Raw genomic sequence first — 26,543 nt, 5'->3', positions numbered from 1 at the left:
CCGCGGGGTCGCCTAGGATTCGTACTCTCATGACTGCAACCCTCGTCGCCAAGGACCTCGCCGCCGGCCACGGCGAACGCACCCTCTTCGCCGGGCTCGACCTCGTCGTCGCCCCCGGTGACGTCATCGGCCTCGTCGGCGTCAACGGCGCCGGGAAGTCGACGCTGCTCCGGCTGCTCGCCGGGCTCGACACCCCGGAGGAGGGCGAGCTGCGGCTCTCCCCGCCCACCGCGAGCGTCGGCCACCTCCCGCAGGAGCCCGAGCGGCGCGCGGGCGAGACCGTGCGCGAGTTCCTCGCCCGCCGCACCGGCGTCACCGCCGCCCAGACCGCCATGGACGAGGCCACCCAGGGCCTCGTCGACGGCACGCCCGGCGCCGACGACGCGTACGCCGAGACGCTGGACCGCTGGCTGAACCTCGGCGGGGCGGACCTCGACGAGCGCGCCGAGGAGGTCGCCGACTCCCTCGGCCTCACCGTCGGCCTCGACCAGCCGATGACCTCGCTCTCCGGCGGCCAGGCCGCCCGTGCCGGCCTCGCCTCGCTTCTCCTCTCCCGCTACGACGTCTTCCTCCTCGACGAGCCCACCAACGACCTGGACCTCGACGGTCTGGAGCGCCTGGAGGCCTTCGTGAAGGGGCTGCGCGCCGGGACGGTCGTCATCAGCCACGACCGCGAGTTCCTCACCCGCACCGTCACCAAGGTCCTCGAACTCGACCTGGCCCAGCAGCAGATCACGCTGTACGGCGGCGGTTACGACGCCTACCTCGACGAGCGCGACACCGCCAGGCGGCACGCCCGCGAGGACTACGAGGAGTACGCGGGCAAGAAGGCCGCCCTCGAAGCCCGCGGCCACATGCAGCGGTCCTGGATGGCCCAGGGCGTGAAGAACGCCCGCCGCAAGGCCACCGACGGTGACAAGCTCGGCCGCAACGCCCGCAGCGAGGCCAGCGAGAAGCAGGCCGCCAAGGCCCGCCAGACCCAGCGCATGATCGAACGCCTCGACGTCGTCGACGAGCCCCGCAAGGAGTGGGAACTCCGCATGGAGATCGCCTCCGCACCGCGCTCCGGCTCGGTCGTGGCGACCCTGCGCGAGGCCGAGGTGCGCCGCGGCGACTTCTCCTTCGGTCCCGTCACGCTCCAGATCGACTGGGCCGACCGGGTCGCCGTCACCGGAGCCAACGGCGCCGGCAAGTCGACGCTGCTCGCCGCCCTGCTCGGCCGCCTCCCGCTGGACTCCGGCGACACGGTCGTCGGCTCGGGCGTCGTCGTCGGCGAGGTCGACCAGGCCCGCAAGCTCTTCCACGGCACCGAGAAGCTCCTGGAGGCGTTCTGCGCGGCCGTGCCCGAAACCGAGCCCGCCGAGGTCCGCACCCTCCTCGCCAAGTTCGGCCTGAAGGCGGAGCACGTCCTGCGGCCCGCGACCACGCTCTCCCCGGGCGAGCGGACCCGCGCCGCGCTGGCGCTGCTCCAGGGCCGGGGCGTGAACCTGCTCGTGCTCGACGAGCCGACCAACCACCTGGACCTGCCGGCCATCGAACAGCTGGAGTCCGCCCTCGACTCGTACACCGGCACCCTGCTCCTGGTCACCCACGACCGGCGCATGCTCGACGCCGTCCGCACGACCCGCCGCATCGAGGTCGCCGACGGCAAGGTGACCGAGCTCTGATGGCGACCGCATGACGATCTCCTTCGGCTGGGGGCCCGTCGAGGCACGGGCCCTCGCCCGGGCGGCCGCCTGCGTCGTCGTGGTCGACGTCCTCTCCTTCACCACGTCCGTCGGCGTCGCCGTCGAGGCCGGCGCCGCCGTCCACCCGTACCGCTGGCGGGACGCCACGGCCCTCGCGTACGCGGAGCGCGTCGGCGCGACCCTCGCCGTCGGCCGCCGGGAAGCGACGCCCGACCACCCGTGGACGCTCTCCCCGGCCGCGCTGCGCGCCGCGCCGATGCCGCCGCGGCTGGTCCTGCCCTCCCCGAACGGCTCCACGATCGCGGCGGAGGCCGCGGGGTGCGGCGCGACGGTCGTCGCCGCCTCCCTGCGCAACCGCACCGCCGTCGCCCGCCTGCTCGCCGACCGGGGGTACGGCTCCGCGGACCGTCCGCTCGCCGTCATCGCCTCCGGCGAGCGGTGGCCGGACGGCTCGCTGCGCCCCGCGCTCGAAGACCTGCTGGGCGCGGGAGCGGTGCTCTCCGCCCTCGTGAGCATGGGCACCCCGACGCCGGAGGCGAGCGCGGCGGCCACGCTGTGGACGGCGACGGAGGACCCGGTCGCCGCCTTGCACGGCTGCGACTCGGGCCGTGAACTGTACGAGTACGGCTTTCCGCAGGACGTGGCCGTGGCCGCCGAGATCGACAGCTCGACGACCGTCCCCGTCCTCGTGGACGGTGCATTCCAGGAGGCAGCAGCACCATGACCGACCTACTGACCCGACTGACCGAGATGCTGGACGATCTCGACGCGGACGTCGACGAGACGATCGACCTCGCCGACGAGATCGCCGCCTCGGGCGACGCCGCTCTCCTGCCCCGTCTCCAGGCGGAGCTGGACCGTGCTCTCACCGACCGGAACGCCTACGCCCGCGAGCTCCTCGGCGGGGTCCTGGCGGCCATCGGCGGCCCGGACGCCCTCCCGGCCCTGATCCGCGCCTCTGCCGTCGACCTCGGTGACGACCAGGACGGCCTGGCGGCCGAGATCGTCGACCTGGTCCAGGCGGACCCGAAGTCGGCCGCCGACGTCCTGCGGCCCCTCACGGAGGACGACGACCTCTCCGTCGCCAACCGCGCCGAATGGGCACTGCGCTTCGTGCCGTAGAGGTGTGACGTACGACGTGAGGCCGCGACCCGGAGGGGTCGCGGCCTCTGTCGTTCCCTCGGGCGGGACGGGCCCTACTTGCGCTTGCCGCCGCCCTCGCCCAGGAGACCGGCCTTGCGCAGGGCGTCCGCCATCGCGCTGTTGCCCGGTGCGGGGGCCGACGAGCGGTCGCGACCGCCCCGGTCGTCCCGGCCGCCGCGCTCGCTCCGGCGGCCACCGCCGCCGGCGCCGCCACCGGCTGCGCCGCCCTGCCGCTGCTGCGGCGGACGGCCGCCCCGGTCGGCTCGGTCACCGCCCCGCTCGCCCCGCTCGCCCCGCTCGCCACGCCTGGGCGCGCCGGCCTGCGCGTCCGCGCCCGCCTCGTCGTCCAGGCGCAGGGTCAGGGAGATCCGCTTGCGCGGGATGTCCACGTCCATGACCTTGACCTTGACCACGTCACCGGGCTTCACGACATCGCGCGGGTCCTTGACGAAGGTCCTCGACATCGCGGAGACGTGCACCAGGCCGTCCTGGTGCACACCGATGTCGACGAACGCCCCGAAGGCGGCCACGTTCGTGACGACCCCCTCCAGGACCATCCCCGAGGCCAGGTCGCCGATCTTCTCGACGCCCTCCTTGAAGGTGGCCGTCTTGAACGCCGGGCGGGGGTCGCGGCCGGGCTTCTCCAGCTCGCGCAGGATGTCCGTCACCGTCGGGAGACCGAAGGTCTCGTCGACGAAGTCGCCGGCGCGCAGCGAGCGCAGCGTGCCCGTGTCGCCGATCAGCGCCGCGACCTGGCCGCCGGTCGACTTCGCCATCCGGCGCACCACCGGGTAGGCCTCGGGGTGCACGGACGAGGAGTCGAGCGGATCGTCGCCGCCCCGGATGCGCAGGAAGCCCGCGCACTGCTCGTACGCCTTCGGGCCGAGCCGGGCCACGTCCTTCAGCGCCTTGCGGGAGCGGAAGGGGCCGTTGGCGTCGCGGTGCGCGACGATGTTCTCCGCGAGGCCCGCGCTGATGCCGGAGACCCGCGAAAGCAGCGGCGTGGAAGCGGTGTTGACGTCTACGCCGACGCCGTTCACACAGTCCTCGACCACGGCGTCCAGCGAGCGCGAGAGCTTCACCTCGGCCAGGTCGTGCTGGTACTGGCCGACGCCGATCGACTTCGGGTCGATCTTCACGAGCTCCGCCAGCGGGTCCTGGAGCCGCCGCGCGATCGAGACGGCGCCGCGCAACGACACGTCGAGGTCGGGGAGTTCCTGGGAGCCGAAGGCGGAGGCGGAGTAGACCGAAGCGCCGGCCTCCGAGACCATCACCTTCGTCAGGTTCAACTCGGGGTGCTTGGCGAGCAGTTCGGCCGCGAGCTTGTCGGTCTCCCGGGAAGCCGTGCCGTTGCCGATCGCGACCAGCTCGACCGCGTGCTGCTTCGCGAGGCGTGCCAGCCTGTCGAGCGCCTGGTCCCATTTGTTGGCGGGGACGTGCGGGTAGATCGTGTCGGTGGCCACGACCTTGCCGGTCGCGTCGACGACGGCGACCTTCACGCCCGTACGGAAGCCGGGGTCGAGGCCGAGGGTCGCCCGTGTGCCGGCCGGCGCGGCCAGCAGCAGGTCGCGGAGGTTCGCCGCGAAGACGCGGACGGCCTCGTCCTCGGCGGCCGTCCGCAGCCGCAGCCGCAGGTCGATCCCGAGGTGGACCAGGATCCGGGTCCGCCAGGCCCAGCGGACCGTGTCCTGGAGCCACTTGTCGCCGGGGCGTCCCCGGTCGGCCACGCCGAAGCGGTGCGCGACGATCCCCTCGTACGAGGACGGGCCGGGCGTCTCGGAGGGCTCCTCCGGTTCGAGGTCCAGGCTGAGCACGTCCTCCTTCTCGCCGCGCAGCATGGCGAGCACCCGGTGCGAGGGCAGTGCGGTGAACGGCTCGGCGAAGTCGAAGTAGTCGGCGAACTTCGACCCCGCCTCCTCCTGACCCTCGCGGACCTTGGCGGCCAGCCGGCCCCGGCTCCACATGCGCTCGCGCAGCTCGCCGATGAGGTCGGCGTCCTCGGAGAACTTCTCGGTGAGGATCGCCCGCGCGCCCTCCAGGGCGGCGGAGGCGTCCGCGACGCCCTTGCCGGCGTCCACGAAGGCGGCCGCGGCGGCCGTCGGCTCCACCGACGGGTCGCTGAGCAGCCCCTCCGCCAGCGGGGTCAGACCGGCCTCGCGGGCGATCTGGGCCTTCGTCCTGCGCTTCGGCTTGAAGGGCAGGTAGATGTCCTCCAGGCGCGCCTTGGTGTCGGCGGCCCGGATGCGGGCCTCCAGCTCCTCCGTCAGCTTGCCCTGCTCGCGTACCGAGTCGAGGATCGCCGCCCGGCGGTCCTCCAGCTCGCGCAGATAGCGCAGCCGCTCCTCCAGGGTGCGGAGCTGCGCGTCGTCGAGCATCTCGGTCGCTTCCTTGCGGTAGCGCGCGATGAACGGCACGGTCGAACCGCCGTCGAGCAGCTCGACGGCCGCCTTCACCTGTCGCTCGCGTACGCCGAGCTCCTCGGCGATCCTTGCTTCGATGGACGTCGTCACGGTGTCCCGACTCGCCTTCTCGTGCCTCAAGCTTGCGAGTGCATTGTGCCGGGTCGGTCACCCGGATGCGGCAACCGACCCGTCCCGCGCGCGTCCCCGCGCCCTCGTCGGGCGCTCGTCAGCCCTTGCCGACGAGGTCCGCGGGGAAGGCGCCGGCGACCGCCGCCGTCACCAGGAAGCCGCGCCCCAGCTCGGTGAGCCGCTCGACCCCGGCCGCGCCGAGATGCTCGTACGGGGCGGAGTCCAGCCGGTCGGTCCGCTCCTCCAGCTCGTCGCGGAGCGCCGTACCCGCCTCGGTGAGCTCGCCCTCGGCGTCGAGGAGCCCCCGCCCGCGGAGCCGCTCCGTTGCCCCCTCCCAGTCGGCGCGCTTCCAGCCGCGCGAGCCGAGCACCCAGCGCGGGGCCATGCCCTTGCCGGTGGCCGTGTGCGAGACGAGGGCCTCGACGGGGTCGAGTCCGACGGTGAGCAGCGCCGCGAGGTGGCCGTCGCCCCGGTGCTCGCGCAGCAGGGTGGCGGCGTACCAGTAGGCGAGATGCGGGGCCTCCGGCACCGACAGGTCGGCGTGGGCCGAGTAGAGCGGCCGGGCGTGCCGGGTGCAGGCCTCCGTGGCGCGCAGGGCCAGCATCGCGGCCTCGGCCATCTCCGGGGAGGAGACGGTGTCCTCGCCCAGGAGCCGGCGCAGGGTCGCGTCGACGGTCCGCAGCCGCGCGGCCAGGACGTCGGCGGGGGAGGCGATGTCCCAGACCGCGGGGAGGTGCCGGGCGAGCAGCTCGTGGTTGTAGTTGTAGAAGGTCGCGGCGACCGTGCCCGCGCCCACCGCGCCGAGCGCGGCGCTCCGCGCGGCGAGCCGCATCGCGCTCTGGTCGGTGAAGCCGAGGGCGCTGAACTCGCGGTCCAGGTCGGGCGAGAAGTAGAGCGTGGAGTGCAGCGGGTTGAGGGCGTTGTGGCAGCGGCGTCCGGCGCGCGGCGGCAGGGCAGTCGTCATGGACCGAAGGTTACCGACTGGTCGGTACGACGGGAACAGCGAGGACCGGTGGGGACCGAGGAGAAGGCCTGCCGCCCGATGGCAGGAAAGGTGGGATCCACGTCGTTGCGGACGCCACCGGGGCGGCCAAGGATGGAGTCATGACGCAGCGACCCGTTCTCGTCGTCCTCTTCGACGACGTGCAGAGCCTCGACGTCACCGGCCCCTTCGAGGTGTTCGCCGGTGCCGGCCGCGCCGCCGGCGACCCGGCCGCGTACCCCCTCCGGACCGCCTCCCTCGACGGCGGGCCGGTCCGCACCCAGAGCGGACTGCGCCTGCTCCCCGACACCACCCTCGAAGAGGCGGTCGCCGACGGCCCGCCGCACACCCTCGTCGTCCCGGGCGGCGAGGGGACCCGGACGCCCGACCCGGCCCTCGTCGACTGGCTGCGCACGCACGCCCCGCGGGCCGGACGCCTGGTCTCCGTCTGCACCGGGGCGCTGCTCCTCGCCGAGGCCGGACTCCTCGACGGGCACCGGGTGACGACCCACTGGATCGCCTGCGACCACCTCGCCCGCCGCTATCCGGAGGTCGACGTGGACCCGCACCCCATCTTCGTCCGGGACGGCCGCCTCTCCACCTCCGCCGGCGTCACCGCCGGCATCGACCTCGCGCTCGCCCTGGTCGAGGAGGACCTCGGCCGGGACGTCGCCCTCACCGTCGCCCGCCATCTGGTCGTCTTCCTGCGCCGCCCGGGCAACCAGGCCCAGTTCAGCGTCCAGCTGTCCGCCCAGACCGCCCACCGGGAGCCGCTGCGCGACCTCCAGCAGTGGATCACCGAGCACCCCGGCGGCGACCTCTCCGTCGAGGCCCTCGCCGCCCGCGCCCGGCTCTCGCCCCGCCACTTCGCCCGCGCCTTCCAGGCCGAGACCGGCACGACGCCGGGCCGCTACGTCGACCTGGTCCGGCTCGAACACGCCCGCCGCCTCCTGGAGGAGACCTCACGCGGCGTCGAGGAGGTCTCCCGCGCCTCCGGCTACGGCACCCCCGAGGCGATGCGCCGGGCCTTCGTCAAGGCGCTCGGCACCGCCCCGGCGGAGTACCGCCGCCGCTTCCACATACCGGTCACCTGACCGCCGCGACCCACCGACACCACCGACGGACACCACCCACCGATACCACCGACCGACACGAAAGGCACCACCGTGCAGATCGCCGTCCTGCTCTACGACCGCTTCACCACGCTCGACGCCGTCGGGCCGTACGAGCTCCTCGCCCGTCTCCCCGGAGCCGAGACCGTCTTCGTGGCCAAGGAGGCCGGGCCGGTCCGAAACGACCAGGGCAGCCTGGCCCTCGTCGCCGACAAGAGCCTCGCCGAGGTCCCGAGCCCGGACATCGTGCTGGTCCCCGGGGGACCCGACGCGCGCGTGGCCATGCACGACCAGGAGACCCTGGAGTGGCTGCGCGCAGCCGACGCCACGAGCACCTGGACCACCTCGGTGTGCACCGGCTCGCTGATCCTCGCCGCGGCCGGCCTGCTCGACGGCCGCCGGGCGACCACCCACTGGCTCGCCTTCGACGAACTGCGCGCCCAGGGCGTCGAGCCCACTGGTGAGCGGGTCGTCTTCGACGGCAAGTACGTCACGGCCGCCGGGGTCTCCTCCGGCATCGACATGGCACTGCACCTGCTCGGCCGGATCGCCGGCGACGAGGTCGCCCAGACGATCCAGCTGCTCACCGAGTACGACCCCCAGCCCCCCTACGACGCGGGATCCCCCGAGAAGGCCCCGGCAGCGATCGTCGCGCACTGGCGGGGCACGGACACCAGGGACCTCGTCAAGGAGGGCTGAGACCCGCTCGCGGGCTCAGACCCCGTACGTGAAGCGGGGTGCCCGGCGCTCCAGGAAGGCGGCGACCCCCTCCGCGGTGTCGCCGCTGCCGCGTGCCTGCTCCGCCCAGTGGGCGTCCCGGTCGGTGTGCCCGTCGGCGAACTCCTTGGCCGCGGCCTGGGTCAGCAGCGAGCGGGAGACGAGGACCCGGGCGAACTCGCCCACCCGCTTGTCCAGTTCGCCCGCCGGGTGGACCTCGTCCACGAACCCGGTCCGCAGCGCCCGCTCGGTGTCCATCAGCTCGCCGGAGAACAGCAGGTACTTGGCGGTCGACGGGCCCACGAGGGCGGTCAGCCTGCGGGTCGACGAGGACGGGTAGACGATGCCGAGCTTCGAAGGGGTGATCCCGAAGCGGGCCCCCTCCTCGGCGAAGCGCAGGTCGCAGGCGGCGGCCAGCTGGCTGCCGCCGCCGACGCAGAAGCCCCGGACGGCCGCGAGCGTCGGCTTCGGGAAGGCTGCGAGGGCCTCCTCGGCCCGCACCGCGAGGCTCTGCTGCTCGTCACCGGGCTCGCGCAGCGTCGAGATGTCCGCCCCGGCGCAGAAGGTGTCGCCCTCGCCGGTCAGGACCAGGGCCCGGACCGCGCGGTCGGCGGCCAGCCGGTCCAGCACACCGGGCAGCGCGCGCCACATGGCGGCGCTCATCGCGTTGCGCTTGGCGGGGTTGGCGATGACGACGGTGGCGATCCCGTCGGTGACGCTGTCCTTCAGCTGCGGCTCCATGGGCCGGATGCTATCCGCCCTACCCGAACGTACGATCAGGAAGGGGGCGCCCCGAGGAGGCACCACATGGCGAAGGACGCACGCGAGACGCACGCCGGCCCGGACCCCGTCGGGGACATGCGGCGTGAGGGGAAGCGGCTCCGCCGCGACTTCAGCTGGCTCGCCGTGCTCGGCGCCCTGCTCGTCCTCGGCGGTGTCGTCGGCCTGGTCTACACGGGCCTCGCCACCCTCACCTCGATGCTGCTCTTCGGCTGGCTGCTGCTGATCGGCGGCGTCGTGGGCCTGCTCCACGCCATCCAGTCGCGGGGCACGAGCTACTTCTGGCTCGCCGTCGTGGTGGCCGCGCTGAACATCGCGGCCGGAGTCGTGGTGATCCGTCACCCGGAGGGCTCGGCGGAGGCCCTGACGATGTTCGCCGCGCTGCTCTTCCTCACCGGCGGCCTCTTCCGGCTCGTCGGCAGCGTGGTGGTGCGCGGCCCGCAGTTCGGCTGGACCCTGCTCCAGGGAGCGTTCGGCCTGCTGCTCGGACTGCTCGTCCTCTTCGACTGGCCTGAGAGCAGCCGGTACGTCCTCGGCGTCTTCTTCTCGCTGGCACTGCTCTTCGACGGCCTCGGCCTGATCGCGATCGGCGTCGGCGGCAGGCGCATCGTCGGTATGGTGACGCCGCCGCCGGCGGAACCGGAACCGGCGCCGGCCGCCCCGGCGGAGCCGTCGGATCCGGGGCCTTCAGAAAGCGCACACGATCAGTCGAAAAACTGACGTTGGCATACCCACCCGATCAGAAGGTGGCCGATAAGTGTCGACTTCTGGTCAGTAGGCCGGTCCGCCCGCGCGCATTGCCAAGACTCGATCCGTGGCGAGAATCGAGCACGAGGGTGGGAACCGTACCGTGGACACCCACGGGGGTGTACCCACCCGGTCACCGTCCTACGAAGGAGTCTGGCGCTTCACCGCACCCGCGGTCGACGTCTCCGTCCCGCAGGCCCGGCACGCCGTACGCGACCTGTTGGTCCGCCAGGGAGTCCCTGTCCATGAGGAGATCATGGACGGCCTGCTGCTGATCGTCTCCGAGCTGGTCACCAACGCCGTGCGGCACGCGGCGCTGCTGTCGCCGGAGATAGCGGTGGAAGTCGCGATCGGCCCCGAGTGGATCCGGGTGTCCGTCGAGGACAACCACCCGTACCGCCCCAAGGCGCTGGAGGCGGACTACGGGCAGACCGGGGGGCGCGGACTGCTCCTGGTCCGGGAGGTCGCCCAGGAGGCCGGCGGAGCCTGCGACGTGGAGCACACGGCGAGCGGCGGCAAGATCATCTGGGCGGCACTGCCCCTGGCTCCGATGGCACCGGGGCCAGGGGGCGCAGCTCACCTGCCGATGGTCACCAGCCCCCGGACGGACCCGTCAGCTCCCTGACGGCCGGACGCGCCGCGTCGAGCACCGTCATGAACCAGGCGGAGAACGGCGCGGCGGCGTGCCGCTCGGCCAGCTCGGCTGCGGTCACGAAGGCCGTGTCCTCGATCTCCTCCGGGTCCGGCTCCGGCTCGGCCTGCACCAGGCCCACGAAGAGGTGGTTGAACTCCTGCTCCACCAGACCCGAGGCCGGGTCCGGGTGGTTGTAGCGGACGGTGCCCGCCTCGGCGAGCAGCGTCGGCGAGACGCCGAGCTCCTCGAAGGTCCGCCGGGCGGCCGCCGCGAAGGGAGCCTCGCCCGGGTAGGGGTGGCCGCAGCAGGTGTTCGACCAGACGCCGGGGGAGTGGTACTTGCCGAGCGCCCGGCGCTGGAGCAGCAGCCGGCCGGACTCGTCGAAGAGGAAGACCGAGAAGGCGCGGTGCAGCAGGCCCGGTGCCTGGTGGGCGGCGAGCTTCTCCGCCGTGCCGATGGTGGTCCCGTCCTCGTCGACCAGTTCGAGCATGATCGGCGCCGGGGCTCCCGACGGCTGGACGCCGTTCGACGTGATCTCCGGCGAGATCTGAGCCGCTGTGGCTGGTGTGGTCGGCATACCCGTCCTTCGCTTCGGTCCTCGGCCCGGTGGGGCAACCCCAGTCTGCCGTACAAAAGCGGCTTGTCCCCACTTCGTCGGCCGGACGTCGCCGCTCCCACCGCACCGGAGTACGCCGGCGCGGCGGGAGCGGAGGGACCTTCAGAAGGACGTCAGACCCCGAAAGCCGCCGGATAGACGATCGTGCCCGAGGGGACGGGCACGGAACCGTCCAGCACGAGCGCCATCATGACCTCGTCCGGAACCTCGAAACCTGGCTTGATTCCATACTCGGACGCCCGTACGAACCCGAACCGTGGGTAGTACTCCGCGTGTCCCAGGACGAGGACGAGGGACTCTCCGCGGAGCCGGGCCGCGTCGAGCACCGCCCGGACGACGGCCTGTCCGGCCCCCGTCCGCTGGTACGCCGGTGCCACCGAGACCGGCGCGAGCGCCGCCGCAGGGGCGCCGCCCACCCGGCAGCGGGTGATCAGGGCGTGTGCCGCGATCGTGCCGTCCGGGGCCTGGGCCACGTACGACAGACCGGGCAGCCAGGCGTCGGCGTCCAGCCGGAGGCCGTCGACCAGATCGGCCTCCGTCTCCGAGGGGGCGTCCACCGACCCGAAGGCCGTCGAGACGACCCGACGCACCGTCGGAGCGTCCTCGGCGGCCTCCTCGCGGAGGCGCCAGCGCGGATCGGCCGGCTTCAGGACGAAGCCGGTGTAGCCGTAGTCGGAGCCGTGCTCGCGCCGCAGCGCGATCTCGGCGCGCGCGCCGGCCACGGCCTCCGCCATGCCGGGCACGGTGGTGTCGGCCGCGTCGGCGTGCGCGGCGAGCGGGACGTAGTACTCGTCCCAGTCGCTCTCCGGCTGCGGGACGGTCCCCAGGACGTGGTAGCCGGCCCCGACCGCCGCCGCCGCGTTCCCGGTGACGGTACGGAGCGGGTAGTGCTCCTCCCAGAAGGCGCGGGCCGCCGGGCCCGGCTCCTCGGTGGTCCAGACGCACTCGGTGAGGACCAGCGTGCCTCCGGGGGCGAGCAGCCTGCGCCACTCGGCGAGCGCCCGGTCGAAGCCGAGGACGAAGACCGAGCTCTCGGCCCAGACGAGGTCGAAGGAACCGTCCGGGAAGGGCAGCGCGCCCATGTCGGCGCGCAGGGTGCGGATCGAGCCGTCGAGCCCGTGGGCGGCCGCGGTCTCGCGCAGTTCGGCGAGGAACGGCTCGTGGGTGTCGACGGCGGTCACCTCGGCGTTCGCCTCGGCGGCCAGGAGCAGCGCGGAGCGACCCGGGCCGCAGCCCAGGTCGAGCACGCGCGGACGCTCCGGAAGCCTCCCCGCGAGCGCGAGGAGACGTCGGGTGGTGGAGTCGGAGCCCGGGCCCTGCCGCGGAAGACCGTGGTGCAGGGCGAAGAAGGCGTCGTGCAATGCGTTGTCGGACAACGTGGGAAACCCTTGTGTGAGAGGGCCCCGGCCGACGACGTGACGTACCGGTGGGAAGACCGGGATCAGGTCAGCCGGTGACCCGGGAGCTGAAGCTGGACCGGGCGCTGCCGCACTGGGCAGCCTCCATCGCGACGGTCATCAACCTCAGCTCCTCTCCACACGTGCACGTCCGACGAGCCTAACAGGGCGGGTGTCTCAGAGGCAGAGCTTCGCCTCGTGCTGTGCGTGGCCGGCCGGCTCCAGCTGGAAGGTGCAGTGCTCCACGTCGAAGTGGGAGCCGAGGCACCCCTGGAGGTCGTGCAGCATCTTCTCGTGCCCGACCGAGTCCAGCGCGCCCTGGTCCACGACCACGTGGGCGGAGAGCACCGGCATGCCCGAGGTGATCGTCCAGGCGTGCAGGTCGTGGACGTCCTCGACGCCCGGCAGGGCCAGGATGTGGGCCCGTACCTCCGCCATGTCGACGCCCTTGGGCGCCGCCTCCAGGAGCACTTCCAGCGTCTCGCGCAGCAGCTTGATCGTGCGGGGCACGATCATCAGGCCGATCACGATCGAGGCGATCGGGTCGGCGTACTGCCAGCCGGTGGCCAGGATGATGCCGGCCGCGACGATCACCGTCACCGAGCCGAGCGCGTCCGCGAGCACCTCCAGATAGGCCCCGCGCACGTTGAGGCTGTCCTTCTGGCCGCGGGCGAGCAGCGAGAGGGAGATCATGTTCGCCACGAGGCCGACCACGGCGAAGGCGATGGTCAGTCCGCCCTTGGTCTCGGCCGGCTCCACGAACCGCTGGATCGCCTCGTACAGCACGTAACCGCCGACGACGAGCAGCAGCAGACAGTTGGCCAGCGCCGCCAGGATCTCGGCCCGGGCGAAACCGAAGGTGCGGTTGCCGCTCGGCGGCCGGTTCGCGAAGTGGATCGCGAGCAGAGCCATCGCGAGGCCGACGGCGTCCGTCGCCATGTGGGCCGCGTCGGCGATCAGCGCGAGCGAGTCGGCGACCACACCGCCGATGATCTCGATCACCATCACGGAGAGCGTGATGCCGAGCGCGATCCGCAGTCGGTTCTTGTACGCGGCCCCCGCGGTGCCCGTGGGAGGGGCCCCGCCGTGGCTGTGTCCGTGGTCGTGTCCAGCCCCCATGAGATGGCCTCCCGGTCGAGTCGTTCCGTCTGCCCCAAGTGGCAAGTGAACTACGGGTGGGGGGTATGTGCAACACGGTACTGAACACCGTTGTCATATGCTCTGACCTGCGGTGATGTCATCAGGACCGGCCATGGCGGGAACTGGTCGGCGGGGGCCCCGCACGGCAGGCGCCGCCAGGGACCCCCGGCCCGGGCCACCAGCCGCCCGGGCCGATCTCCCCACTGCCTCTCGCACCCGCGAGGCCGCGGGTGGGCCCGGGGGAGTCCTGCCCGCGAAGCCTCGGTGAACTCACGCTCCGTTCATCCGATAGCCTCAGCCGACGTGCCGCCGCCCGGCGCCGGGCCGCACCGCCGCGCCCCGGGCCGCCACGGCCCGCAGGCCCCTCGTCAGCTCCAAGGAGTGAGTTCGTCTGTCGACCGCCATCCTCACCGGCCCGCCGGCACCCGGATCCTCGCTCGACGCTGATCTGCGGTCGCTCGGCTTCGACGTCCGGATCGCCACCGGCACCGAGGAGACCGGCACCCTGCTGGCATCCGTCCCGGCGGGCGAGCGCGTCGCGCTCGTCGACCCCCGGTTCGTCGGTCACCTCCACGCCCTGCGCCTCGCCCTCACCGACCCCCGGTTCCCGGCCGAGGCCGTGCCCGGCGCGCTCACCGCGCAGAGCGAGGCCCGCCCCGCGCTCAGCCGCGCCCTGACCGCCGCCGCGGCCGTGACCGTGCCCGCGGGAGCCGCCGGCACCGACGGCCCCGCCGCCGATCTGACCGGCACCCTCGCCGACGCGCTCGACGCCGAGGGCGTCGCCGTGCACCGCCCCCAGCTCGGCACCCTCGTCGCCACCGTGCCCACCGACGCCGAGGCCCGCCGCGAGGCGCGCGCCGCCGTCGAGGCCGTCGACGAGGAAGCCGTACGCCTCCGCTCGGCCGTCAAGGCCCAGGACGGCTTCTTCACCACCTTCTTCATCAGCCCGTACTCGCGCTACATCGCCCGCTGGTGCGCGCGCCGCGGCCTGACCCCCAACCAGGTCACCACCGCCTCGCTGCTCACCGCGCTGCTCGCGGCCGGCTGCGCGGCGACCGGTGAGCGCGGCGGCTACGTCGCCGCCGGCGTCCTCCTCCTCGTCTCCTTCGTCCTCGACTGCACCGACGGGCAGCTCGCCCGCTACTCGCTGCAGTACTCGACGCTGGGCGCCTGGCTCGACGCGACCTTCGACCGCGCCAAGGAGTACGCCTTCTACGCGGGCCTCGCCCTCGGCGCCGCCCGCAACGGCGACGACGTGTGGGCCCTCGCGCTCGGCGCCATGGTCCTCATGACCTGCCGGCACGTCGTGGACTTCGCCTTCTACGAGGCCACCTACGACTCGACGGCGGGCAAGAGCGCCACCGCGGCCCTCTCCGGCCGGCTCGACAGCGTCGGCTGGACCGTCTGGGCCCGCCGCATAATCATCCTGCCGATCGGCGAGCGCTGGGCGATGATCGCCGTCCTCACCGCCGCCACCAGCCCCCGGATCGTCTTCTGGGCGCTGCTCGTCGGCTGCGCGTTCGCCGCCTGCTACACCACCGCCGGCCGGGTCCTGCGCTCCCTGACCCGTAAGGCGAAGAGGACCGACCGGGCCGCCCAGGCGCTCGCCGACCTCGCGGACTCCGGCCCCCTGGCCGGCCTGGTGGCCCGCGTCCTCGGCCGCCCGGGCGCCCGCGGCGCCGGGGTCGTCTTCGCCGCCGTCGCGACCGGCGGGCTGCTCTTCGCCGTGCTCGACCGGCCGTTCGGCGACCGGCAGACCGTGATCGCCGCCATCGGCTACGCGGTCCTCGCCGGCGCGGCCGTCGCCCGCCCCCTCAAGGGCGCCCTCGACTGGCTCGTGCCCCCGCTCTTCCGCGCGGCCGAGTACACCACCGTCCTGGTGCTCGCCGCCCGGTCCGACTCCGCGCACGCCCTTCCGGCGGCGTTCGGCCTGGTCGCGGCGGTCGCCTACCATCACTACGACACGGTCTACCGCATACGCGGTGGCACCGGCGCGCCGCCCGCGTGGCTGGTGCGCCTCACCGGCGGACACGAGGGGCGCACGCTCCTCGTGGTCGCTCTCGCCGCCCTCCTGGCGGACCGCGGTGACGACTTCACCCTGGCACTGACCGCCCTCGCGGTCGCCGTCGCGCTCGTGGTGCTCGTGGAGTCCATCCGTTTCTGGGTCTCCTCCGGAGCACCCGCCGTTCACGACGAAGGAGAAACAGCATGATCGGCCTCGTACTGGCAGCCGGTGCCGGACGCCGTCTGCGCCCTTACACCGAGACGCTTCCGAAGGCCCTCGTGCCCGTGTCCGGCGAGGGCACCGAGAACGAGCTGACCATCCTCGACGGGACACTGAAGAACTTCGCCGAGATCGGCCTCACCGAGGTCGCGATCGTCGTCGGCTACCGCAAGGAAGCCGTCTACGACCGCAAGGACGCCCTGGAGGCCAAGTACGGCCTCAAGATCACCCTCGTCGACAACGACAAGGCCGAGGAGTGGAACAACGCCTACTCCCTGTGGTGCGCCCGTGAGGTCCTCAAGCGCGGTGTGATCCTCGCCAACGGCGACACGGTCCACCCGGTCTCCGTCGAGAAGACCCTCCTCGCCGCCCGCGGCAAGGGCCAGAAGATCATCCTCGCCCTCGACACGGTGAAGAAGCTCGCCGACGAGGAGATGAAGGTCATCGTCGAGGAGGGCAAGGGCGTCCAGCGCATCACCAAGCTCATGGACCCGGCCACCGCCACCGGCGAGTACATCGGTGTCACCCTCATCGAGGCCGAGGCGGCCGAGGAGCTCGCCGACGCCCTCAAGGCCACCTTCGAGCGCGACCCCGACCTCTACTACGAGGACGGCTACCAGGAGCTCGTCAACCGCGGCTTCACCGTCGACGTCGAGCCCATCGGTGACGTCAAGTGGGTCGAGATCGACAACCACGACGACCTCGCGAAGGGCCGTGAGATCGCGTGCCAGTACTGACCCGGCTGATCCCGTCGCCGGTCGTCGTCGACATCCGCCGAGGAGCGCTGGAGGACCTCTCCGCGCTCCTGGCGGACCAGCGGATCTCCAGCAACGGCAAGATCGCCGTGGCCATCAGCGGCGGTTCGGGCCTGAAGCTGCGTGACCAGTTCGCGCCCGAACTGCCGGGCGCGGACTGGTACCCGGTCTCCGGCGGCACCATCGACGAGGCCGTGAAGCTCGCCGACGCCATGCGCGGCAAGCGGTACGACGCCGTGGTCGCCCTCGGCGGCGGCAAGATCATCGACGTGACGAAGTACGCGGCGGCCCGTGTCGGCCTGCCGCTGGTGGCCATCGCCACCAACCTGTCGCACGACGGGATCTGCTCCCCGATCTCGACCCTGGACAACGACAACGGCCGGGGTTCGTACGGTGTGCCCACCCCGATCGCCCTCGTCATCGACCTGGACGTGATCAGGGACGCGCCGATCCGCTTCGTGCGCTCCGGCATCGGCGACGCGATCTCCAACATCTCCGCCCTCGCCGACTGGGAGCTGTCCCACCAGGTGAACGGGGAGCCCGTCGACGGCCTCGCGGCCGCGATGGCCCGAAGCGCCGGCGAGGCCGTGCTCCGCCACCCCGGCGGGGTCGGCGACGACGACTTCCTCGTCACGCTCTCCGAGGGCCTGGTGATGTCCGGCATCGCCATGTCGATCAGCGGGGACAGCCGTCCCTCCTCGGGCGCCTGCCACGAGATCAGCCACGCCTTCGACCTGCTCTTCCCGACCCGGGCCGCGAGCCACGGCGAGCAGTGCGGTCTCGGCGCGGCCTTCGCCATGCACCTGCGCGGTGCCCCCGAGGGCTCCGCCCAGATGGTCGAGACCCTGCGCAGGCACGGGCTGCCCGTGCTGCCGGAGGAGATGGGCTTCACCGTGGACGAGTTCGTCCAGGCGGTGTCCTTCGCCCCGCAGACCCGGCCGGGCCGCTTCACCATCCTGGAACACCTCGACCTGTCCGACGACGAGATCAGGGACGCGTACGCCGACTATGCAAAAGCCATCGGTAGCTGAGCTCCGCCCGGTCGTCCACCCCCCGGGTGTGAAGGACCGGCGGAGCGGTGAGCACTGGGGTGGCCGCCTGTACATGCGGGAGATCTCCCTCCGCATCACCCGGCGGCTCGTGACCACGAAGGTCACCCCCAACCAGCTGACCTACCTGATGACCGTCTGTGGCGTGCTCGCTGCCCCGGCGCTGCTCGTGCCGGGCATCGCGGGCGCCGTCCTCGGCGTCCTGATGGTCCAGCTCTACCTGTTGCTCGACTGCGTCGACGGCGAGGTGGCCCGCTGGAAGCAGCAGTTCTCGCTGCAGGGCGTCTGGCTGGACCGGGTCGGCGCGTACCTGTGCGACGCGGCGGTCCTCGTCGGCTTCGGCCTGCGCGCCGCCGACCTGTGGGGCTCGGGCCGCGTCGACTGGCTGTGGGCCTTCCTCGGCACCCTGGCCGCCCTCGGTGCGATCCTGATCAAGGCCGAGACCGACCTCGTCGGCGTCGCCCGGCACCAGGGCGGACTCCCGCCGGTCAAGGAGTCGGCCTCCGAGCCGCGCTCCTCCGGCATGGCGCTGGCCCGCAGGGCCGCCGCCGCGCTCAAGTTCCACCGGCTGATCCTGGGGATCGAGGCCTCCTTCCTGATCCTGGTCCTCGCGGTCGCGGACCAGATGCGGGGCGACCTCTTCTTCTCCCGGCTCGGTGTCGCGGTCCTCTGCGGCATCGCGCTGCTCCAGACCGTGCTGCACCTGGTGTCGATCCTGGTCTCCAGCAGGCTGAAGTGAGGCCGGCCGTGAGTTCTCCGCTCAAGGTGGGAGCCGTCGTCATCACGATGGGCAACCGCCCCGACGACCTGCGCGCGCTGATCGACTCGGTCGCCAAGCAGGAGGGCGACCCCGTCGAGGTCGTCGTCGTCGGGCAGGGCACCCCGGTCACCGGGGTGCCCGACGGGGTCCGCACCGTCGACCTGCCGGAGAACGTCGGCATCCCCGCCGGCCGCAACGTCGGCATCGAGGCCTTCGGCCCCGGCGGCACCGACGTCGACGTCCTGCTCTTCCTCGACGACGACGGACTGCTCGCCCACACGGACACCGCCGAGTTGGTCCGCCAGGCCTTCACGGCGGACCCGCGCCTCGGCATCATCAGCTTCCGCATCGCCGATCCGGAGACCGGGGCCACCCAGCGCCGGCACGTGCCGCGGCTGCGCGCCTCCGACCCGATGCGCTCCTCGCGGGTGACGACCTTCCTCGGCGGCGCCAACGCCGTCCGCACCAAGGTCTTCGCCGAAGTGGGCGGTCTCCCGGGGGAGTTCTTCTACGCGCACGAGGAGACCGATCTCGCCTGGCGCGCGCTCGACGCCGACTGGATGATCGACTACCGTTCCGACATGGTGCTGTTGCACCCCACTACGGCACCTTCCCGCCACGCCTCGTACCACTTCAACGTGGCCCGTAACCGAGTGTGGCTGGCACGTCGCAATCTGCCCGCGCCCCTGGTGCCGGTCTATCTCGGCGTCTGGCTGCTGCTCACCCTGGCACGTCGGCCCTCGCTCTCCGCGCTCAAGGCGTGGTTCGGCGGTTTCCGCGAGGGGTGGACGACTCCCTGCGGGCCGCGCCGCCCGATGAGGTGGCGTACGGTGTGGCGCCTGACCCGGCTGGGTCGCCCCCCGGTCGTCTGACATCGTGGTACCGACGTGCCGCGCATCTTGAACACGAAAGTTTCGACTGTGAGTGACACACACCAGGGCGGGGCGGTCGCGACGAGCGCGCCCCCGTCCGTCGACGAGGGCCTGGCCCCGGCCGAGCTGGCCGCGAAGTACGGTCTCTCGGTCAGCGGCGCCCGGCCCGGGCTGTTCGAGTACGTACGCGAGCTGTGGAGCCGCCGCCACTTCATCCTGGCCTTCTCCTCGGCCAAGCTGACCGCCCAGTACAGCCAGGCCAAGCTGGGCCAGGTGTGGCAGGTGGCGACCCCGCTGCTCAACGCCCTGGTCTACTACCTGATCTTCGGGCTGATCCTGGGCGCAGGGCAGGGGATGACCAAGGAGGTCTACATCCCCTTCCTGGTCACCGGCATCTTCGTGTTCACCTTCACCCAGAGCTCGGTCATGGCCGGCGTGCGGGCGATCTCGGGCAACCTCGGACTGGTCCGGGCCCTGCACTTCCCGCGGGCCAGCCTCCCGATCTCCTTCTCGCTCCAGCAGCTCCAGCAGCTGCTGTTCTCGATGATCGTCCTCGTGGCGATCGTGCTCTCCTTCGGCAGCTTCCCCACGCTCCGGTGGCTGCTGGTGATCCCGGCGCTCTTCCTGCACTTCGTGTTCAACGTGGGACTCGCCATGATCGTGGCGCGGATGGGCTCCAAGACGCCCGACCTCGCCCAGCTGATGCCGTTCATCATGCGGACCTGGATGTACGCGTCCGGCGTCATGTTCTCGATCCCGGTGATGCTCGCCGACAAGCCGGCCTGGATCGCCGACGTCCTCATGTACAACCCGGCGGCGGTCTACATGGACCTGATCCGCTTCGCCCTCATCGACGGCTACGGCGCGCAGAACCTTCCGGACCACGTCTGGATGACCGCCCTCGCCTGGGCCGTGGTCGTCGGTGCCGGCGGTTTCGTCTACTTCTGGAAGGCCGAGGAGAGGTACGGCCGTGGCTGACCCGAACCCGAGCAACGTCCCCACCGTCATCTGCGACGACGTCCACATCGTCTACCGGGTCAACACGGGCGGCGGAGGAAAGGGCAGCGCCACCGCGGCGCTCAGCCGGATCGTCGGCCGCGGCAAGGCCGAGGTCAGCCGTGGCGTCCGCAAGGTCCACGCCGTCCGCGGCGTCACCTTCACCGCCTACCGGGGCGAGGCCATCGGCCTCATCGGCTCCAACGGCTCCGGCAAGTCCACCCTGCTGCGCGCCGTCGCCGGACTGCTCCCCACCGAGAGCGGCAAGGTCTTCACCGACGGTCAGCCCTCGCTCCTGGGCGTCAACGCGGCCCTCATGAACGACCTGACGGGCGAGCGCAACGTCATCCTCGGCGGCCTCGCCATGGGCATGAGCCGAGAGGAGGTGCGCGAGCGGTACGAGGGCATCGTCGACTTCTCCGGGATCAACGAGAAGGGTGACTTCATCAGCCTGCCGATGCGCACGTACTCCTCCGGTATGGGCGCCCGGCTCCGGTTCGCCATCGCGGCGGCCAAGAACCACGACGTCCTCCTCATCGACGAGGCCCTCGCGACCGGTGACCGCAAGTTCCAGATCCGCTCCGAGGAGCGCATCCGCGAGCTGCGCAAGGAGGCCGGCACGGTCTTCCTCGTCAGCCACAGCAACAAGTCCATCCGGGACACCTGCGACCGGGTGCTCTGGCTGGAGAAGGGGCAGCTCCTGATGGACGGCCCCACGGACGAGGTCCTCAAGGCGTACGAGCGGGAGACCGCCCGCTGACAGCGCCCCGCATCGCGTGTGCCGCCCCCACCCTCCGGTGGGGGCGGTTCCGTTTTTCGCGCGCCGTGTGTCCGTTTCTCGCGCGTCGCGTGTCCGCCTGGAATGTTCATGTGGTCAACATCGGGCAGGATGAGTCCATGGCAGCGATCTCGGGGGGAAAGACCTATCACCACGGCGACCTGCGCAATGCGCTGATCTGCGCCGCCGTCGACCTGGCCACCGACGGGGGACCCGAGCGGGTCGTCCTGCGCGAGGCCGCCCGCAGGGTCGGCGTCTCGCCCACCGCCGCCTACCGGCACTTCGACGGGCGGGGCGAGCTGCTCCGTACGGTCAAGCTCCACGCGCAGTGCCGGCTCGCCGACTCCATGGAGCGCGCCGCCGCCGGCGAGCCCGGCGCCGACGATCCCGCGCTGGCCGCCGAGCGCCGGCTCGTCGCCCTCTGCCGGGGTTACGTCGGCTTCGCCGTGGACGAGCCCGGCCTCTACCGGGCAGCGTTCTGCGTCCCCCGCCCTGCCGAGGCCGAGGAGTCCGTCGTCGGCCGAGCGGCTGCGACCGAGCCCGAGATCCGCGCGTTCACCCTGCTCAGGGAGGCCCTGGAGGGTCTCGCCAAGGTCGGCGTCCCCCGGCCCGAGGGCCGGACCGCGGCCGGAGCCGCCGCGTGGTCGGCCGTGCACGGACTGTCACTCCTGCTCCTCGACGGCCCCCTGCGACGGCTGCCCGCGCAGCGCAGGGACGACGTCGTCGAATCCACCCTCGCCATGGTCGTCTCCGGCACGCGCGGGCTCTGACCTGGATCGGAGTTCAACTCCCTTTTCCCGCAGGGGTGTTGGCGGCATGTCCGGACGAAGTCCCGGCTCCCCGCCACCCCGGAACGACGACTGCCGTCGTACAACGTAAGCTGGACCGGTCTGTTTCGAGGCAAGTAGGGCGATACCCCGCGGCCATCGGGTCGTCGGGAGACGGCCCGGCGGGCAGGAGTCGGCGGCGTGTCCGAAATAGGATGGATTGGATCGGCAGTGTAGAACGGGAGTCGTGACGGCCATGACGCAGCATCTCCAGCTCCACCAGGGTCTCGCCGTCCCTCCGGCGGGCAGCGACCTGTGACGGACACCCGGCAGGCGCGCCCCGACGCCTCCTCGCGCGCCACCCTCGGCAAGGCCGCGGAGGAGAACTTCCCCGTGGCCCCCTTCTTCCTGCCCCGGGCCTGGCGTGACGACCTGATGGCGGCCTACGGCTTCGCCCGGCTCGTCGACGACATCGGCGACGGCGACCTCGCCCCCGGCGGCGCCGACGCCCGGCACCTCGGCCTCACCCCCGAGGAGGCGGAGGACCGGCTCGCCCTCCTCGACGCCTTCGAGGCCGACCTCCGCCGCGTCTTCGACGGCAGCCCCCGCCACCCCCTCCTCCAGGGCCTCCAGCCGACCGTCCGGCGCCGCGGCCTCACCCCCGAACCCTTCCTCGGGCTGATCGCCGCCAACCGCCAGGACCAGCTGGTCAGCCGGTACGAGACCTACGACGACCTCCTCGCGTACTGCGAGCTCTCCGCCAACCCCGTCGGCCGCCTCGTCCTCGCCATCACCGGCACCGACACCCCCGAGCGGATCCGGCGCTCCGACGAGATCTGCACCGCCCTGCAGATCGTCGAGCACCTCCAGGACGTCGCAGAGGACCTCGGCAACGACCGCGTCTATCTGCCGGCCGAGGACCTCAAGCGCTTCCACGTCACCGAGGACGACCTCGCCAGGCCCACCGCCGGCGCCTCCGTGCGCGCCCTGATCGCCTTCGAGGCCGGGCGGGCTCGCGAGCTGCTGGACGCGGGCGCCCCGCTCGTCGGCAGCGTCCACGGCCGGCTCCGCCTGCTCCTCGCGGGCTTCGCCGGCGGAGGTCTCTCGGCGCTCGACGCCATCACCGACGCCGGATACGACGTGCTGACCGGCCCACCGAAGGCCACCAAGCCGAGCCTGATGCGCCAGGTGGGAGCGGTCCTGCTCCGGGCGCGGAGAGAGGGGTGAACGCGACCGTGGAGGGACAGCCCCAGCCGTCCGCACCGGTACTGGCCGCCTACAGCTACTGCGAGGCGGTCACCGGGCAGCAGGCCCGTAACTTCGCGTACGGGATCCGGCTGCTGCCGACCGACAAGCGCCAGGCGATGTCCGCGCTGTACGCCTTCTCGCGGCGCGTCGACGACATCGGCGACGGCACGCTCCCCGTCGAGGCCAAGCGGGAGCGGCTCGAAGGCACCCGCGTGCTGCTCGACCGCGTCCGCGCGGGCGAGGTCGAGGACGACGACACCGACCCCGTCGCCGTCGCGCTCGCCGACGCGGCGCGACGCTTCCCGATCCCGCTCGGCGGTCTCGACGAACTCATCGACGGCGTCCTCATGGACGTGCGCGGCGCGACCTACGAGAGCTGGGACGACCTCAAGGTCTACTGCCGCTGCGTCGCCGGCGCCATCGGAAGGATCTCGCTCGGCGTCTTCGGCACCCAGCCCGGTGCCCAGGGTGCCGACCGCGCCCCCGAGTACGCCGACACCCTCGGCCTCGCGCTCCAACTCACCAACATCCTCAGGGACGTCCGCGAGGACGCCGGGAACGGCCGCACCTACCTGCCGTCCGACGACCTCGCCAAGTTCGGCTGCGGGGAAGGCTTCGGGAGCGCGACCCCGCCGGCCGGCGCCGACTTCGCCGGGCTCGTCCACTTCGAAGTCCGGCGCGCCCGCGCCCTGTTCGCCGAGGGCTACCGGCTGCTGCCGATGCTCGACCGGCGCAGCGGGGCGTGCGTCGCGGCCATGGCGGGCATCTACCGGCGGCTCCTCGACCGCATCGAGCGCGACCCGGGGGCCGTTCTGCGCGGCCGGGTCTCGCTGCCGGGCCGGGAGAAGGCGTACGTCGCCGTCCGAGGGCTCTCCGGGCTCGACACCCGTCACATCGCCCGCCGTACGGCCAGGGGGCGTGCCTGATGCGCCCCCGCGCCTCCGTCCGCCGGGCAACCCGGAGCGCCGCCCCGGCGTCCCTGCCTGCGGCATCCTTCCTGCCCGTGGGGATCCCGGCCGGGGTGTTCCCGCCGACAGACCCGACCCGAACGGAGGCCGCGTGACGACCGACGGAACCGAGCACAGCTCCCGGCAGCCCCACGCCGTCGTCGTCGGCGGTGGGCTCGCCGGCGTCACCGCGGCCCTCCAGCTCGCCGAGGCCGGCGTCCGGGTCACGCTGCTCGAAGGCCGGCCCCGCCTCGGCGGCCTCGCCTTCTCCTTCCGCCGTGGCGACCTCACCGTCGACAACGGCCAGCACGTGTACCTCCGCTGCTGCACCGCCTACCGCTGGTTCCTCGACCGCGTCGACGGAGCCCGGCTCGCCCCCCTCCAGGACCGCCTCGACGTCCCCGTCCTGGACGTCGGGCACCCCCGCGGCCCCCGGCTCGGCCGGATCCGCCGCGACGCCCTGCCCGTGCCGCTGCACCTCGCGCGCAGCCTCGCCACGTACCCCCACCTCTCCCTCGCCGAGCGAGCGTCCGTGGGCCGCGCCGCGCTCGCCCTGAAGAAGCTCGACCCCGCCGACCCGGCGCTCGACGGCATCGACTTCGCCACCTGGCTCGGCCGCCACGGCCAGTCCCCGCGGACCGTCGAGGCCCTCTGGGACCTCGTCGGCATCCCCACCCTCAACGCCCCCGCCGGGCAGGCCTCCATGGGGCTCGCCGCGATGGTCTTCAAGACCGGACTCCTCTCCGAGCCCGGCGCCGCCGACATCGGCTGGGCCCACGTCCCGCTCGGCGAACTCCACGACACCCGGGCCGCGAAGGAGCTCGACGCCCTCGGCGTCCGCACCGCGCTGCGGACCAAGGCCGAGCGGATCTCCCGTACGGATGACGGGCGTTGGACCGTCGAGGTACCGGGGGAGACCCTCGATGCCGACGTGGTCGTCCTCGCCGTACCGCAGGCCGAGACGCACGCCCTGCTGCCCGATGGCGCCCTCGACGACCCCGACCGGCTGCTCGACATCGACACCGCGCCCATCCTGAACCTCCACGTCGTCTACGACCGCAAGGTGCTGAAGCGGCCCTTCTTCACCGCGCTCGGCTCCCCGGTCCAGTGGGTCTTCGACCGCACCGACTCCTCCGGACTGAAGGGCGGCGGCCAGTACCTCGCCGTCTCCCAGTCCGCCGCCCAGGACGAGATCGACGAGCCCGTCGCCGCCCTGCGCGAGCGCTACCTCCCGGAGCTGGAGCGGCTGCTGCCCGCCGCCCGCGGCGCGGGGATCCGCGACTTCTTCGTCACCAGGGAGCGGACGGCCACGTTCGCCCCCTCCCCGGGCGTCGGCCGGCTCCGCCCCGGCGCCCGCACCCGGGTTCCCGGCCTCTACCTGGCCGGATCCTGGACCGCCACCGGCTGGCCCGCGACCATGGAGGGCGCCGTCCGCAGCGGCTTCAGCGCAGCGGGCGCGGCGCTCTCCACCCTCGGCCGCCGTCATGACCATCCGCTGCAGGAGGCGGCATGACTGTGAGTACCGGAACTAGAGGAGAGACCGTGCCGACTGTGCCGCCGGGTAATCCGGCCGTCGACACCGCGGACGTGTCCGCACTGCTGGAGCGGGGGCGGACCCTGTCCACCCCCGTACTGCGGGCGGCCGTCGACCGCCTCGCCGCGCCCATGGACACCGTGGCCGCCTACCACTTCGGCTGGATCGACGCCGGCGGCAACCCCGCCGACGGCGACGGCGGCAAGGCGGTCCGCCCCGCGCTGGCCCTGCTGTCGGCCGAGGCCGCGGGCGCCGCGCCCGAGGTCGGCATCCCCGGCGCCGTCGCCGTGGAGCTCGTCCACAACTTCTCACTGCTCCACGACGACCTGATGGACGGCGACGAGCAGCGCCGCCACCGCGACACCGTGTGGAAGGTGCACGGCCCCGCCCAGGCCATCCTGGTCGGCGACGCGCTGTTCGCCCTGGCCAACGAGATCCTGCTGGAGCTCGGCACCGTCGAGGCCGGCCGCGCGACCCGCAGGCTCACCACCGCCAGCCGCAAGCTCATCGACGGCCAGGCCCAGGACATCTCCTACGAGCACCGCGAGCGGGTCACCGTCGAGGAGTGCCTGGAGATGGAGGGCAACAAGACGGGTGCCCTGCTCGCCTGCGCCGTCTCCATCGGCGCCGTCCTCGGCGGCGCCGACGACCGCACCGCCGACAAGCTGGAGGAGTACGGCTACCACCTGGGGCTCGCCTTCCAGGCCGTCGACGACCTCCTCGGCATCTGGGGCGACCCGGAGGCCACCGGCAAGCAGACCTGGAGCGACCTGCGCCAGCGCAAGAAGTCGCTGCCGGTCGTCGCGGCCCTCGCCGCGGGCGGCCCCGCCTCCGAGCAGCTCGGCCGGCTGCTCGCCGAGGACGCCAAGTCCAACGACTTCGACACCTTCTCCGAGGAGGAGTTCGCCTTCCGGGCGGCCCTCATCGAGGAGGCCGGAGGACGCGAGTGGACCTCCCAGGAGGCCCGCCGCCAGCACGCCGTCGCGATCGCGGCCCTGCACGAGGTGGACATGCCCGCCCGCGTGCGGGAACAGCTCACCGCGCTGGCCGACTTCGTGGTCGTACGGAAGAGATGATCACCATCGCCCTGATATGAGTTCGCGGTCGCCGGCCGGTGCCTTCCGGC

At 72.7% G+C, this 26,543-nt stretch carries 25 protein-coding genes; 19 read left to right on the top strand and 6 right to left on the bottom strand.

What is annotated here, in order from left to right; all coding sequences use genetic code 11:
• Positions 1 to 29: 29 nt before the first annotated feature.
• From IE124_RS23500 to IE124_RS23490, 3 genes are read left to right on the top strand one after another with little or no spacing between them, the layout of a single operon-like run.
• Positions 30 to 1,667, top strand: a complete 1,638-nt coding sequence (locus tag IE124_RS23500) for an ABC-F family ATP-binding cassette domain-containing protein (protein ID WP_189509916.1) — start codon at positions 30 to 32, stop codon at positions 1,665 to 1,667.
• A 10-nt stretch (positions 1,668 to 1,677) separates the two neighbouring features.
• On the top strand, positions 1,678 to 2,412 hold the full coding sequence (locus IE124_RS23495) for a 2-phosphosulfolactate phosphatase (RefSeq protein WP_189509915.1): 735 nt from the start codon (positions 1,678 to 1,680) through the stop codon (positions 2,410 to 2,412).
• Positions 2,409 to 2,810: a hypothetical protein gene (locus IE124_RS23490; RefSeq protein WP_189509914.1), complete on the top strand. Its 402-nt coding sequence runs from the start codon at positions 2,409 to 2,411 to the stop codon at positions 2,808 to 2,810. Before IE124_RS23495 ends, IE124_RS23490 begins: the two co-directional genes overlap by 4 nt.
• 74 nt (positions 2,811 to 2,884) lie before the next feature.
• Here the strand turns inward: IE124_RS23490 and IE124_RS23485 are convergent, their stop codons facing one another.
• Together IE124_RS23485 and IE124_RS23480 are read right to left on the bottom strand one after the other, a co-directional pair.
• Positions 2,885 to 5,341: a Tex family protein gene (locus tag IE124_RS23485; RefSeq protein ID WP_189509913.1), complete on the bottom strand. Its 2,457-nt coding sequence runs from the start codon at positions 5,339 to 5,341 to the stop codon at positions 2,885 to 2,887.
• Between the two features lie 118 nt (positions 5,342 to 5,459).
• Positions 5,460 to 6,326 (bottom strand): SCO6745 family protein, encoded by an 867-nt coding sequence (locus IE124_RS23480; protein WP_189509912.1) that lies wholly within the window; start codon positions 6,324 to 6,326, stop codon positions 5,460 to 5,462.
• 140 nt (positions 6,327 to 6,466) lie between these two features.
• On the opposite strand from IE124_RS23480, the gene IE124_RS23475 reads away from it, so the two are divergent.
• A complete protein-coding gene (locus IE124_RS23475) occupies positions 6,467 to 7,438 on the top strand; it encodes a GlxA family transcriptional regulator (protein WP_189509911.1) in 972 nt (323 codons plus the stop codon).
• Positions 7,439 to 7,510: 72 nt separating this feature from the next.
• A complete protein-coding gene (locus IE124_RS23470; protein ID WP_189509910.1) occupies positions 7,511 to 8,155 on the top strand; it encodes a DJ-1/PfpI family protein in 645 nt (214 codons plus the stop codon).
• Between the two features lie 15 nt (positions 8,156 to 8,170).
• On the opposite strand, the gene IE124_RS23465 is transcribed toward IE124_RS23470, so the two are convergent.
• Entirely contained in the window at positions 8,171 to 8,914 is a 744-nt protein-coding gene (locus IE124_RS23465) for an enoyl-CoA hydratase/isomerase family protein (RefSeq protein WP_189509909.1), read from the bottom strand.
• Between the two features lie 66 nt (positions 8,915 to 8,980).
• Here IE124_RS23465 and IE124_RS23460 point away from each other — a divergent pair, with 66 nt between their 5' ends.
• Together IE124_RS23460 and IE124_RS23455 are read left to right on the top strand one after the other, a co-directional pair.
• The gene (locus IE124_RS23460; RefSeq protein WP_189509908.1) at positions 8,981 to 9,673 is read left to right on the top strand and encodes an HdeD family acid-resistance protein; all 693 of its coding nucleotides are present in this window, start codon (positions 8,981 to 8,983) and stop codon (positions 9,671 to 9,673) included.
• A gap of 130 nt (positions 9,674 to 9,803) precedes the next feature.
• Positions 9,804 to 10,325 carry an ATP-binding protein gene (locus tag IE124_RS23455; protein WP_229832771.1) on the top strand — a complete coding sequence of 174 codons (522 nt, stop codon included), beginning with the start codon at positions 9,804 to 9,806 and terminating at the stop codon, positions 10,323 to 10,325.
• Here the strand turns inward: IE124_RS23455 and idi are convergent.
• From idi to IE124_RS23440, 3 genes are all read right to left on the bottom strand, one after another.
• Positions 10,291 to 10,911 carry an isopentenyl-diphosphate Delta-isomerase gene (idi, locus tag IE124_RS23450; RefSeq protein WP_189509906.1) on the bottom strand — a complete coding sequence of 207 codons (621 nt, stop codon included), beginning with the start codon at positions 10,909 to 10,911 and terminating at the stop codon, positions 10,291 to 10,293. The genes IE124_RS23455 and idi overlap by 35 nt on opposite strands.
• Before the next feature lie 152 nt (positions 10,912 to 11,063).
• Complete coding sequence (locus IE124_RS23445; RefSeq protein WP_189509905.1) at positions 11,064 to 12,326, bottom strand: bifunctional class I SAM-dependent methyltransferase/N-acetyltransferase; 1,263 nt, start codon at positions 12,324 to 12,326, stop codon at positions 11,064 to 11,066.
• Between the two features lie 198 nt (positions 12,327 to 12,524).
• Positions 12,525 to 13,466, bottom strand: a complete 942-nt coding sequence (locus tag IE124_RS23440; RefSeq protein WP_189509904.1) for a cation diffusion facilitator family transporter — start codon at positions 13,464 to 13,466, stop codon at positions 12,525 to 12,527.
• A gap of 412 nt (positions 13,467 to 13,878) precedes the next feature.
• Between IE124_RS23440 and IE124_RS23435 the strand changes: the two genes are divergently transcribed.
• The 12 genes from IE124_RS23435 (at position 13,879) to IE124_RS23380 (ending at position 26,493) form a co-directional block, all read left to right on the top strand.
• Positions 13,879 to 15,699 carry a DUF5941 domain-containing protein gene (locus tag IE124_RS23435; protein ID WP_189509981.1) on the top strand — a complete coding sequence of 607 codons (1,821 nt, stop codon included), beginning with the start codon at positions 13,879 to 13,881 and terminating at the stop codon, positions 15,697 to 15,699.
• Entirely contained in the window at positions 15,696 to 16,448 is a 753-nt protein-coding gene (locus IE124_RS23430) for a phosphocholine cytidylyltransferase family protein (protein WP_141298927.1), read from the top strand. The genes IE124_RS23435 and IE124_RS23430 overlap by 4 nt, the downstream gene beginning before the upstream one ends.
• Positions 16,436 to 17,497 (top strand): iron-containing alcohol dehydrogenase family protein, encoded by a 1,062-nt coding sequence (locus tag IE124_RS23425; RefSeq protein ID WP_189509903.1) that lies wholly within the window; start codon positions 16,436 to 16,438, stop codon positions 17,495 to 17,497. The genes IE124_RS23430 and IE124_RS23425 overlap by 13 nt, the downstream gene beginning before the upstream one ends.
• Complete coding sequence (locus IE124_RS23420; protein WP_189509902.1) at positions 17,475 to 18,254, top strand: CDP-alcohol phosphatidyltransferase family protein; 780 nt, start codon at positions 17,475 to 17,477, stop codon at positions 18,252 to 18,254. Before IE124_RS23425 ends, IE124_RS23420 begins: the two co-directional genes overlap by 23 nt.
• A 47-nt stretch (positions 18,255 to 18,301) precedes the next feature.
• Positions 18,302 to 19,147 carry a glycosyltransferase family 2 protein gene (locus tag IE124_RS23415; RefSeq protein WP_189509980.1) on the top strand — a complete coding sequence of 282 codons (846 nt, stop codon included), beginning with the start codon at positions 18,302 to 18,304 and terminating at the stop codon, positions 19,145 to 19,147.
• Between the two features lie 48 nt (positions 19,148 to 19,195).
• The gene (locus tag IE124_RS23410) at positions 19,196 to 20,125 is read left to right on the top strand and encodes an ABC transporter permease (protein WP_189509901.1); all 930 of its coding nucleotides are present in this window, start codon (positions 19,196 to 19,198) and stop codon (positions 20,123 to 20,125) included.
• On the top strand, positions 20,118 to 20,903 hold the full coding sequence (locus IE124_RS23405; RefSeq protein ID WP_189509900.1) for an ABC transporter ATP-binding protein: 786 nt from the start codon (positions 20,118 to 20,120) through the stop codon (positions 20,901 to 20,903). Before IE124_RS23410 ends, IE124_RS23405 begins: the two co-directional genes overlap by 8 nt.
• Before the next feature lie 137 nt (positions 20,904 to 21,040).
• A complete protein-coding gene (locus tag IE124_RS23400; RefSeq protein WP_189509899.1) occupies positions 21,041 to 21,691 on the top strand; it encodes a TetR/AcrR family transcriptional regulator in 651 nt (216 codons plus the stop codon).
• A gap of 312 nt (positions 21,692 to 22,003) precedes the next feature.
• Positions 22,004 to 22,915, top strand: coding sequence for a squalene synthase HpnC (gene hpnC, locus IE124_RS23395; protein ID WP_189509898.1), 912 nt, complete (start codon positions 22,004 to 22,006; stop codon positions 22,913 to 22,915).
• The gene (hpnD, locus tag IE124_RS23390; protein WP_189509897.1) at positions 22,912 to 23,862 is read left to right on the top strand and encodes a presqualene diphosphate synthase HpnD; all 951 of its coding nucleotides are present in this window, start codon (positions 22,912 to 22,914) and stop codon (positions 23,860 to 23,862) included. The genes hpnC and hpnD overlap by 4 nt, the downstream gene beginning before the upstream one ends.
• A 133-nt stretch (positions 23,863 to 23,995) precedes the next feature.
• The gene (hpnE, locus tag IE124_RS23385; protein WP_189509896.1) at positions 23,996 to 25,396 is read left to right on the top strand and encodes a hydroxysqualene dehydroxylase HpnE; all 1,401 of its coding nucleotides are present in this window, start codon (positions 23,996 to 23,998) and stop codon (positions 25,394 to 25,396) included.
• A complete protein-coding gene (locus tag IE124_RS23380; RefSeq protein WP_189509895.1) occupies positions 25,393 to 26,493 on the top strand; it encodes a polyprenyl synthetase family protein in 1,101 nt (366 codons plus the stop codon). The genes hpnE and IE124_RS23380 overlap by 4 nt, the downstream gene beginning before the upstream one ends.
• The last annotated feature ends 50 nt before the right edge of the window (positions 26,494 to 26,543 follow it).

It is taken from the genome of Streptomyces narbonensis (genome assembly GCF_014649015.1).
Classification (GTDB): domain Bacteria; phylum Actinomycetota; class Actinomycetes; order Streptomycetales; family Streptomycetaceae; genus Streptomyces; species Streptomyces narbonensis.
This window is presented reverse-complemented; position numbering and strand designations above follow the sequence as displayed.

Excerpts from the sequence above, each read along its gene's own strand:
- IE124_RS23460 (WP_189509908.1), top strand. The coding sequence starts at position 8,981 with ATGGCGAAGGACGCACGCGAGACGCACGCCGGCCCGGACCCCGTCGGG.
- IE124_RS23415 (WP_189509980.1), top strand. The coding sequence starts at position 18,302 with ATGGGCAACCGCCCCGACGACCTGCGCGCGCTGATCGACTCGGTCGCC.
- IE124_RS23480 (WP_189509912.1), bottom strand. The coding sequence starts at position 6,326 with ATGACGACTGCCCTGCCGCCGCGCGCCGGACGCCGCTGCCACAACGCC.
- IE124_RS23380 (WP_189509895.1), top strand. The coding sequence starts at position 25,393 with ATGACTGTGAGTACCGGAACTAGAGGAGAGACCGTGCCGACTGTGCCG.
- IE124_RS23490 (WP_189509914.1), top strand. The coding sequence starts at position 2,409 with ATGACCGACCTACTGACCCGACTGACCGAGATGCTGGACGATCTCGAC.
- IE124_RS23475 (WP_189509911.1), top strand. The coding sequence starts at position 6,467 with ATGACGCAGCGACCCGTTCTCGTCGTCCTCTTCGACGACGTGCAGAGC.
- IE124_RS23430 (WP_141298927.1), top strand. The coding sequence starts at position 15,696 with ATGATCGGCCTCGTACTGGCAGCCGGTGCCGGACGCCGTCTGCGCCCT.
- IE124_RS23495 (WP_189509915.1), top strand. The coding sequence starts at position 1,678 with ATGACGATCTCCTTCGGCTGGGGGCCCGTCGAGGCACGGGCCCTCGCC.
- IE124_RS23420 (WP_189509902.1), top strand. The coding sequence starts at position 17,475 with ATGCAAAAGCCATCGGTAGCTGAGCTCCGCCCGGTCGTCCACCCCCCG.
- IE124_RS23500 (WP_189509916.1), top strand. The coding sequence starts at position 30 with ATGACTGCAACCCTCGTCGCCAAGGACCTCGCCGCCGGCCACGGCGAA.
- IE124_RS23465 (WP_189509909.1), bottom strand. The coding sequence starts at position 8,914 with ATGGAGCCGCAGCTGAAGGACAGCGTCACCGACGGGATCGCCACCGTC.
- IE124_RS23400 (WP_189509899.1), top strand. The coding sequence starts at position 21,041 with ATGGCAGCGATCTCGGGGGGAAAGACCTATCACCACGGCGACCTGCGC.
- idi (WP_189509906.1), bottom strand. The coding sequence starts at position 10,911 with ATGCCGACCACACCAGCCACAGCGGCTCAGATCTCGCCGGAGATCACG.
- IE124_RS23440 (WP_189509904.1), bottom strand. The coding sequence starts at position 13,466 with ATGGGGGCTGGACACGACCACGGACACAGCCACGGCGGGGCCCCTCCC.